The sequence below is a fragment of the Micromonospora sp. NPDC023814 genome, assembly GCF_040639595.1.
In the GTDB taxonomy this organism is placed as follows: Bacteria; Actinomycetota; Actinomycetes; order Mycobacteriales; family Micromonosporaceae; genus Micromonospora.
In genome coordinates this window covers 13276-22514 of record NZ_JBFAAF010000064.1, presented here as the reverse complement: position 1 = coordinate 22514, position 9239 = coordinate 13276, and the positions used below count along the sequence as shown (strand labels likewise).

4 protein-coding genes are annotated in these 9239 nt (G+C 73.7%); 3 read left to right on the top strand and 1 reads right to left on the bottom strand.

Translation table 11 applies throughout. From position 1 onward, the window contains the following. The first annotated feature begins 13 nt into the window (after positions 1–13). Together AB0G14_RS27135 and AB0G14_RS27130 are read left to right on the top strand one after the other, a co-directional pair. The gene (locus AB0G14_RS27135) at positions 14–1585 is read left to right on the top strand and encodes a bifunctional 3-(3-hydroxy-phenyl)propionate/3-hydroxycinnamic acid hydroxylase (RefSeq protein ID WP_357702070.1); all 1572 of its coding nucleotides are present in this window, start codon (positions 14–16) and stop codon (positions 1583–1585) included. Positions 1586–1615: 30 nt separating this feature from the next. Then, complete coding sequence (locus AB0G14_RS27130) at positions 1616–2503, top strand: methyltransferase domain-containing protein (protein ID WP_357702067.1); 888 nt, start codon at positions 1616–1618, stop codon at positions 2501–2503. A 71-nt stretch (positions 2504–2574) separates the two neighbouring features. On the opposite strand, the gene AB0G14_RS27125 is transcribed toward AB0G14_RS27130, so the two are convergent. After that, a complete protein-coding gene (locus tag AB0G14_RS27125; RefSeq protein ID WP_357702065.1) occupies positions 2575–3336 on the bottom strand; it encodes an alpha/beta fold hydrolase in 762 nt (253 codons plus the stop codon). A gap of 290 nt (positions 3337–3626) precedes the next feature. Here AB0G14_RS27125 and AB0G14_RS27120 point away from each other — a divergent pair, with 290 nt between their 5' ends. Further along, positions 3627–9200, top strand: coding sequence for a type I polyketide synthase (locus tag AB0G14_RS27120; protein ID WP_357702063.1), 5574 nt, complete (start codon positions 3627–3629; stop codon positions 9198–9200). Positions 9201–9239 lie beyond the last annotated feature (39 nt).

Here is a 9239-nt window from a genome sequence, read left to right as displayed (position 1 = left end):
GGAACCGATACCGATGCTGATGACCGACGTGCTGATCGTGGGCTACGGCCCGGTCGGTGAGATGCTCACGATCCTGCTGGCGCAGCGAGGGCTCACCGTCACGGCGGTCGAGCGGTGGGCCACCCCGTACAACTTCCCCCGCGCCGTGTCGTACGACGGCGAGGCGAGTCGCATCCTGGCCGCCGCCGGGGTCGCCGACCGGCTCGGCCCGGTGGTGGAGTCGTCGGGCGAGTACACCTTCAAGAACGGCTTCGGGCGGACCCTGCTGCACGTCAAGGTGACCGGCGACGGCCCGATGGGCTGGCCCGACTCGGTCTCCTTCTACCAGCCCGGCCTGGAGGCGCTGCTCGCCGAGCGGGGCGCGGAACTGCCGGGCGTCACGGTGCTGCGCCCGTACCAGGTGACCGGCCTGGTCGAGCACGACGACCGGGTCGAGGTCACCATCGCCGGGCCGGACGGCGAGGAGGTCCGGGCGGCCCGGTGGGTGATCGGGTGCGACGGGGCCAACAGCTTCGTCCGGGAGCACCTGGGCAGCGGCGTCACCGACCTCGGCTTCACGTACGACTGGCTGGTCTGCGACGTGGTGCCGCACGAGGCCCGCGAGTTCAAGCCGAACAACCTCCAGGTCTGCGACCCGGCGCGTCCCCGCACGGCCGTGTCGGCCGGCCCGGGGCACCGGCGCTGGGAGTTCATGCGGGTGCCGGGGGAGAGCCGGGAGGAGTTCGAGACCGTCGAGAGCGTGTGGCGGCTGCTCGGCCTCTTCGACATCACCCCCGACAACGCGACCCTGGAGCGGTACGGCGTCTACACCACCCAGGCGTGCTCGGCCGACCGCTGGCGCTCCGGCCGGATCCTGATCGCGGGCGACGCGGCGCACGTGATGCCGCCGTTCATGGGGCAGGGAATGAGTTCCGGTTTCCGGGACGCCATCAACCTCACCTGGAAGCTCGACCTGGTGCACCGCGGGCTCGCCGACGAGACCCTGCTGGACACCTACCAGGAGGAGCGCTGCGCCCACGTGCAGCACGCCATCCGGATGTCCATGGACTCGGGCACGGTGATCTGCGAGACCGACCGGACCGCGGCGGCCGGCCGGGACTCCGTCATGCTCGCCGAACTGCGCCGGCGCACCGCCCGCCCGCGCACCCGTTCCCTGCTGGAGCCGCTGGCCGGCGGCGTCCTGCACGGCCGGGGCGACGACGCCGCCGGCGCCGGCGTGCCGATGCCGCAGGGGCGCGTCGAGGTCGACGGCCGGGCCGGGCTCTTCGACGAGGTGGTCGGCACCGGCTTCGCCCTGCTCTGCGCCGAGGACCCCGACGGCCTGCTCGACGCGGACGCCCGGGCCGTCCTGGACTCCTTCGACGGTCGGGTCGTCCGGATGCTCCCCGCCGGTGCCCCCGCCCCGGAACCGGGCACCGGGCCGACCGCGTACGACCTCGACGACGTGTACCTGCCTCTCCTCAAGCGGTACGACGCCGTGGCGGTGCTCGTCCGGCCCGACTTCTACGTCTTCGGCACGGCCGCCGACCCGGCCGGTGTGCCCGCGCTCGTCGAGGACCTGCGTCAGCAGGTCCGGCGCGGCTGATCAAGAGACCACCCACGGAAGGAACACCACATGTTCGAGAACCTGAAGATCGCCGGTCGGGCGATCCGCACGGTCTTCACGGCCGACCCCATCACCCGGGTCCGGCGCTTCTACGAGATCCAGTCGCCCGACGTGGAGTTCGCGGCGCGCCGCACCCACTACATGAACGTCGGCTACTGGTCCGACGGGGTCACCGACCTCGACACGGCGGCCGAGGCGCTGGCCGACAAGCTGGCCGACGCCGCCGGGATCAAGCCCGACGACACCATCCTCGACGTCGGCTTCGGCTACGCCGACCAGGACTTCAAGTGGCTGCGCGAGCGCCAGGTCGCCAAGATCTACGGCCTCAACATCACCCCGCACCACGTCGAGGCCGCGCAGCGCCGGGCACAGGAGGAGGGCTTTGCGGACCGGACAGACTTCCGCCTCGGCAGCGCCACCGAACTGCCCTTCGAGGACAACACCTTCGACCGCGTCGTGGCCCTCGAATCCGCCTTCCACTTCTACCCGCGCAGCGCGTTCTTCGCCGAGGCGCTGCGGGTGCTGCGCCCGGGTGGTGTGCTGGCCACGGCCGACATCATCCCGGTCAGCGCCGACGTCGTCCGCGCGGCCATCCAGTCGGGCCCGCTGAGCTTCGTCAAGTTCAGCATTCCGAAGGAGAACTGGCACGACCGGGACACGTACCGGCAGGAGCTCGTCGAGGCCGGCTTCGCCAACCCGGAGGTGACTTCGATCAAGGACCAGACCTGGGAGGGCTGGCGGGCGTACATGGCCGACCGGACCAACGACCCCGAGTTCCGCGCCGTCGTCAAGCCGGCCGTGCGCAAGAGCATGGCCGCGCACTGGAAGAACCAGGACCTGATGAAGCGGGAGCTGGCGCAGCTCGACTACGTGATCGCGGTGGGCCACAAGCGGTGACACCCCGCACGGACGAGGGGCCCGCCGACCGGTCGTGACAACCGGTGGACGGGCCCCTCGTCCGATGAGGATCAGATGGCCGGCGCCACGGTCAGGGCGGTCGAGATGGCCTGCAGGACCGCCGCCTGGTGCTCGGCCAGGAAGAAGTGCCCGCCCGGGTAGACCTTCAGGTCGAACTGCCCCGTGGTGTGGGTCGACCAGGCGCGGGCCTCCTCGACCGTCGTCTTCGGGTCGTCGTCGCCCGTGAAGACGGTGACCGGGCAGCTCAGCGGCGGACCCGGCCGGTAGGTGTAGGTCTCCGCGGCCCGGTAGTCGCTGCGGATCGCCGGCAGGGCGGCCCGCAGCATCTCCTGGTCGCCGAGGACGGCCGGGTTGGTGCCGCTCAGCTTCCGGACGTCGGCCAGCAGGCCCTCGTCGTCGAGCAGGTGCACGGTCTCGTGCCGCGCCTGCGACGGCGCGCGGCGGCCGGAGGCGAACAGGTGCGCGGCCGCGCCGCCGTCCTGCTCGATCAGCCGGGCCAGCTCGAAGCCGACGCTGGCACCCATGCTGTGCCCGAAGATGGCCACCGGCTCGTCCAGCCAGGGCCGCAGCACGGTGAAGACCTCCCGCGCGAGCTGGTGGATGTCGCCGATGCACGGCTCGTGGCGCCGGTCCTGCCGGCCCGGGTACTGGATCGCCAGCACCTCGACGGCGGGGGAGAGGCTGCGGGAGACGGGGAAGTAGAAGCTGGCGGAGCCGCCGGCGTGGGGCAGGCACACCAGCCGCCTGGCGCGGCCCGGCGCCGGGTGGAAACGTCGCACCCACAGGCCGTTGTCGGTATCTGGCGTGGTCATCCTCGGCGGTCCTTCCCGGCGGCTGGCGTTCCCGACCGGGCCGAACGCAGACCCGGTCGAGGCGACGCTAGTGCGACCGGTCGGCACCCGGACACCCCTAGCTGGCCGGACGCCTGGTTAGGGGTTGTCCGCGCTCGCGCACACCCAATAACTTCTCCCCGCAGATGGGGATCCTCGTGGCTCTCGGCCGAGCGAGCCGAACGACAGATACAGGTGTCGCCTGAGACTTCTGCGCATTCGTACCGTCGCTTACGTCGAGTCTCCGCCGTGCATCGCGATGGGCTGGGTTGATGGACACCGAAGACAAGCTCCGGGAGTACCTGAAGAGAGTCACCGCCGACCTGCGGCGGACCCGGCAACGGCTCCGCGACGTCGAGGCCGACGCGCAGCGGCCGATCGCGATCGTCGGCGTCGGCTGCCGCTTCCCCGGCGGGGTGCGGACGGCCGAGGAGCTGTGGGACCTCGTCGCGGCCGGCGGGGACGCCATCTCCTCCTTCCCCACCGACCGTGGCTGGGACCTGGACACGCTCTACGACCCCGGGCGGTCCCGGCCGGGCACCTCCTCCGTGCGGGAGGGCGGCTTCCTGCCCGACGCCGCCGACTTCGACCCCCGGTTGTTCGGCGTCTCGCCCCGTGAGGCCCTCGCCATGGACCCGCAGCAGCGGCTGCTGCTGGAGACGTCCTGGGAGGCGGTTGAGTCCGCGGGCATCGACCCCACCAGCCTGAAGGGCGCCCGCGTCGGCGTCTTCGCCGGCATGACCCACAACGGGTACGCCCACCCGCCGGAGACCCCGCCGGCGGGGGTGGAGGACTACCTGGGCCTCGGGAACGCGGGCAGTATCGCCTCCGGTCGGGTGGCGTACTCGTTCGGTTTCGAGGGGCCGGCGGTGACGGTGGACACGGCGTGTTCGTCGTCGTTGGTGGCGCTGCACCTGGCTGTGCAGGCGCTGCGGTCGGGCGAGTGCGACCTGGCCCTCGCGGGCGGGGTGACGGTGATGCCCACCCCGGCGGTGTTCGTCGACTTCACCCGCCAGGGCAACCTCTCGCCGGTGGCCCGGTGCCGGGCGTTCGCCGACGCGGCGGACGGCACGGCGCTCGCCGAGGGCGTGGGCGTGCTGCTGGTGCAGCGGTTGTCGGACGCGCGGCGGGACGGCCGCCGCATCCTGGCCGTGGTGCGGGGCACGGCGGTCAACCAGGACGGCGCGTCGAACGGCCTGACCGCGCCGAACGGCCCGTCGCAGCAGCGGGTGATCCGGCAGGCCCTCGCCTCGGCGGGGTTGTCGCCCGGTGACGTGGACGTGGTCGAGGCGCACGGCACGGGCACCACGTTGGGCGACCCGATCGAGGCGCAGGCCCTGTTGGCGACGTACGGGCAGGGCCGGGACGAGCCGCTGCTGCTCGGATCGGTGAAGTCGAACATCGGCCACACCCAGGCCGCCGCCGGAGTCGCGGGAGTGATCAAGATGATCTCCGCGATGCGGGCGGGCGTGGTCCCGGCGACCCTGCACGTCGACGCGCCGTCGTCCCACGTGGACTGGGCGTCGGGTGCGGTCGAGCTGGTGACCGAGTCCCGGGCGTGGCCCAATGTGGAACGTCCACGGCGCGCGGGCGTGTCCTCGTTCGGCATCTCCGGCACGAACGCGCACGTGATCCTCGAACAGCCGGAGCCCGACGCCGATCCCGAGGTCGCAGCGGAGCCGGGGCCCGTCCCGGCAGATGCCGGGCACGTGCTCGCGGGGTTGCCGGTGCCGTGGGTGGTGTCGGCGCGCTCGGAGCGGGGTCTGTCGGGTCAGGCGGCGCGGTTGGCGTCGTTCGCGCGCGATCGTTCGGGTCTGTCGGTGGCGGACGTCTCCTGGTCGTTGGCGACGTCGCGGGCGGCGTTGGAGCACCGGGCGGTGGTGTGGGGCTCGGACGCCGACGAGCTGGTCGCGGGCCTGTCGGCTGTTGCGGAGGGCCGGCCGGCGGTGTCGGGTGTGGTGTCGGCGGGTCGTCGGGCGGTGCTGTTCACCGGCCAGGGCTCGCAGCGCGCCGGCATGGGCCGTGAGCTGTACGAGGCGTTTCCGGTCTTCGCGTCGGCCTTCGACGCGGTGTGCGGAGAGATCGATCCGCATCTGCCGCGTCCGCTGCGTGAGGTGGTGTTCGCGGAGGCGGGTACCCCTGACGCCGGTCTGTTGGATCAGACGGTGTTTGCGCAGGCGGGTTTGTTTGCGGTCGAGGTGGCGTTGTGGGAGTTGCTTGCGTCGTGGGGTGTGCGGGCGGATTTCCTGGCGGGTCATTCGATCGGTGAGGTGACGGCCGCGTATGTGGCGGGGATGTTGTCGTTGTCGGATGCGTGTGTGTTGGTGGCGGCGCGGGGCAGGTTGATGCAGGCGCTGCCGGCCGGGGGCGTGATGGCCGCGGTCGGCGCGTCGGAGGAGCTTGTCGCCGAGCTGATCGAGCTCACGGGTGCGGCGGTGGACGTCGCGGCGGTGAACGGTCCGGCGTCGGTGGTCGTCTCGGGGGCCGCCGACGAGGTGGCCTCGGTGGTGGCGACCTCTCGTGGGCGGGGTTGGCGGACGAAGGAGTTGGCGGTCAGTCACGCGTTCCACTCACGCCTGATGGATCCGATGCTGGACGAGTTCGCGTCTGTCGTGGCGGGGCTGAACTGGCAGCCGCCCCGGATCCCGATCGTGTCGAACGTGACCGGGGCCGTAGCGGACCCGGCGGAGATCACCGACCCGGGTTACTGGGTGCGGCACGTACGGCAGCCGGTGCGGTTCGCCGACGCGGTGCGGACCCTTCACCAGCAGGACGTGACACAGTTCCTGGAGGTGGGCCCCGACGCCGTACTGACCGCGATGGCGCAGGACTGCGTCGAGGCGACCGACGACGTCCGGTTCACCCCCACGCTGCGCGCCGGCCACTCCGAGGCCGGCACGCTGCGCGCCGCCCTGGCCGAGCGGTACGTCACCGGCGGCCACGTCGACTGGGCCGGGTACCTCGCCGGCACCGGGGCCCGGCCCCGCGCGGTCGACCTGCCCACGTACGCCTTCGACCACCAGCGCTACTGGCTCAACGCCACCACCACCAGCGACGTGGGGGCGCCCGGCCTCGGCGTCCGCGCCGTCGACCACGCGCTGCTCGACGCCGCCGTCCGCGTGGCCGACGACGACGTACGGGTCTTCGGCGCCGAGCTGTCCGCGCGGACCCACCCGTGGCTCGCCGAACACGTCGTCTGGGACTCGGTGGTGGTGCCGGGCGCAGCCCTGGTCGAGATGGTCCTGCACGCGGGCGCGCAGGTCGGCTGCGACGCGTTGGACGAGCTGACCCTGGAGGCGCCGCTGGCGCTCGCCGAGCAGGGCGCCCGGGCGGTGCAGGTGAAGCTGGGGACGGCGGACGACGAGGGACGCCGGCCGGTCACCATCCACTCCCGACCCGCGGCCGACCCCGACGGGGAGTGGGACCGCCACGCGACGGGCGTCCTCGCACCCGCCGCGCCACAGCCCGCCGCGTCCGATCCGTCGCCCTGGCCGCCCACGGCCGCGGTCGGCGTCGCGGTCGACGCCATCTACACCGAGCTGTCCCGCCTCGGCGTCGAGTACGGCCCGCTCTTCCGCGGCCTGCGCGCGGCGTGGCGTACCGACGACGAGGTGTGCGCCGAGGTGGCGGTGCCCGACGGCACCGAGGTCACCGGCTTCGGCATCCACCCCGCCCTGCTCGACGCGGCGCTGCACGTCGTCGGCCTGCTCGACGAGGACAGGGAGGCGTCCGGCGTACGCCTGCCCTTCGCCTGGACCGGCGTCACCCTCGCGGCGGTCGGCGCGACCGCGCTGCGGGTGCGCGCCCGGCGCAGCGGCGGCGGGGTCACCCTGACCCTGACCGACCCGGCCGGCGCTTTCGTCGCCCGGATCGGCTCCCTGGTCTCCCGCCCGGTGACCGCCGACCAGGTAAGCGGCGCCGGTGCCGGCGTCGACTCGCTGTTCGACGTCGCCTGGCAGGCGGTGCCGCTCGGCGGCCCGGCGGCCGCCCGCGCGGTGCTCCTCGGCGACGGTCCGTCCGGCCCGGCCGGCCTCACCACGGTCGGCCTCGCCGAGCTGGCCGAGGCGGTCGACTCCGGCCGGCTCGACCCGGACCTGGTGCTGCTTCCGGCGTACGCCGACGACGAGCGCGACCCCGTCCCCGCCGCTACCCGGACCCGGCTCGCCGCCGTGCTGAGCACCGTGCAGGGCTGGCTCGCCGACGACCGGCTGGCGGAGCGGCGACTGGTCGTGCTGACCCGGGGAGCCGTCCCCGCCGGCGACACCGGTCGGGCGACAGACCTGCCCGGCGCCGCGGTCTGGGGCCTGCTGCGCTCGGCCCAGGCGGAGCACCCCGATCGCTTCGTGCTCGTCGACCTCGACGAGGCGCAGCCAACCGAGCCCGGCGCGGTCGAGCTGGTGGCCCGCGCGGTCGCCACCGGCGAACCCCAGCTCGCGGTCCGGGGCGACCGGGTGCTGGCACCCCGGCTCACGCCCGCCGTCCTCGACCCGGCGCTGGGCGCCGAACCCGACCCCGACGGGACGGTCCTGATCACCGGTGCCACCGGCGCCCTCGGCGGCCTGCTGGCGCGACACCTGGTCGCCGCACACAAGGTGCGCCACCTGCTGCTGGTCAGCCGCCGGGGGCCGGACGCCCCTGGCGCGGCCGAGCTGCTGGCCGGGCTGGCCGCCCTGGGCGCGCAGGCCCGGCTGGTGGCCGGCGACGTGGCCGACCGGGACACCGTTGCCGCCCTGCTGGCCGACATCCCCGCCGAGCATCCGCTCACCGGGGTGGTCCACGCCGCCGGCGTCCTCGACGACGCGGTGGTGTCGGCGCTGACCCCGGATCGGGTGTCCGCCGTGCTGGCCGCGAAGGCCGACGCCGCCTGGCACCTGCACGAGCTGACCCGGGGGCGGAACCTGCCGATGTTCGTCCTCTTCTCGTCGGTCGCCGGCGTTCTCGGCGGCCCCGGGCAGGGCAACTACGCCGCCGCGAACGCGTTCCTGGACGGCCTCGCCCACCACCGGCGCGCCGCGGGCCTCGCCGCCAACGCCCTGGCCTGGGGCCTCTGGGCCGCGGACAGCGGGATGACCGGCGCCCTCGACGCCGCCCAGCGGCAACGGATGAGCCGCAACGGCCTCAGCCCGCTCGACACCGAGCAGGGGCTGCACCTGTTCGACGCCGCCCTGCGCGGCGGCCGTCCCCACCTGGTGCCCGCGCTGCTCGACCTCGCCGCGCTGCGCCGCCAGTCCGACACCGGCCAGCTCCCAGCGCCGCTGCGCGGTCTGGTCCGGGCCCGGCGGCGCGTCGTCGACGGCGGCGGCGACGGCGGGCCGTCCTTCGTGCAACGCCTCGCCGGCACGCCCGAGGCCGAGCGTGGCCGGCTGGTGGAGGAACTGGTCAAGGCGCAGGTCATCGAGGTGCTCGGCTACCCGCCGGCCACCGTCATCCCGTCCGGCCAGACGTTCACCGGCCTCGGCTTCGACTCGCTGACCGCGGTGGAGCTGCGCAACCGGCTGACCGCCGTCACCGGGATCCGGCTGCCGGCGAGCCTGATCTTCGACTGCCCCACGCCCGCCGCGCTCGCCGACTTCCTGCTGGCCGACGCCGCGCCGCCCGCGCCCGCGTCGAGCCTGCTGACCGAGCTGGACCGGCTGGAGGCCGCGTTCGCCGCGACCGGGCCGGACGAGCTGGAACGACTGGCCGGCGACGACGAGACGCGGACCGCCGTCGCGGTTCGCCTCCGGGCGCTGGTCACCCGGTGGAGCGACGCCACCGACCGGCCCGCCGACGTCAGCCAGGCCATCGACGATGCCTCGGACGACGAGCTGTTCGACTTCATCGACCAGAAGTTCGGCCGATCCTGACCACGAGTCCGCCGCTTGCCCCTTAGCGACAGGTGATCA